The sequence below is a fragment of the Bacillus sp. JHAA genome, from assembly GCF_036961585.1.
Classification (GTDB): Bacteria; Bacillota; Bacilli; order Bacillales; family Bacillaceae; genus Bacillus; species Bacillus velezensis.
On the sequence record NZ_JBAMDE010000027.1, the window covers coordinates 1 to 652 of the forward strand.

A 652-nucleotide genomic window follows, 5' to 3' on the forward strand; every position below is an offset into this window, starting at 1 on the left:
ATTATCCGTTTCCGGTTTTTCCGGAGAAACGCTTGAAGTGTCTCTTTCTGCTCTGACAAGTGAGGCGGAGACAGGGGCTGTCTCTGACGAAGCGGATGCTGATTCGCTCGCTTATATCATTTATACGTCCGGTTCGACGGGAACACCGAAGGGAGTGGCTGTTGAACACCGTCAGGCCGCCGCCTTTTTATCAGGGATGCAAGGGCAGTTCCCGCTAACGGAAGAGGATATTATCGTGCTGAAATCATCCTTTTCTTTCGATGCCTCCATCTGGCAATTGTTTTGGTGGACGATGTCCGGCGCCTCCGTGTATCTGCTTCCGGCCGGCTGGGAGAAAGATCCTGTGCGGATGATTGAAGCGTTTGCCTCAGAAAAGGTGACGACCGCGCATTTTATTCCGGCGATGGTCAACAGCTTTTTAGACGCGCTGGAAACAGAGCCTGCGGAAACAAGAACACACCTCGGCAGAACACTGACACGCGTGTTTGCCGGAGGGGAAGCTCTTTCACCGCTTACGGCTGCCCGGTTTGCCGATCTTCTGCCGGAGACCGTGCTTATTCACGGCTACGGGCCGACGGAAGCGACGGTGGATGCGGCGTTTTACGTCTGTGACCGAAAACGGGACAGCGGACGGACGCGGCTTCCGATTGGT

1 protein-coding gene is annotated in these 652 nt (G+C 55.2%); it reads left to right on the forward strand.

All coding sequences use genetic code 11. The annotated features are described in order from the left end of the window. The coding region (locus V7728_RS20375) for an AMP-binding protein (protein ID WP_335371386.1) at positions 1-652 on the forward strand (652 nt) is incomplete at both ends.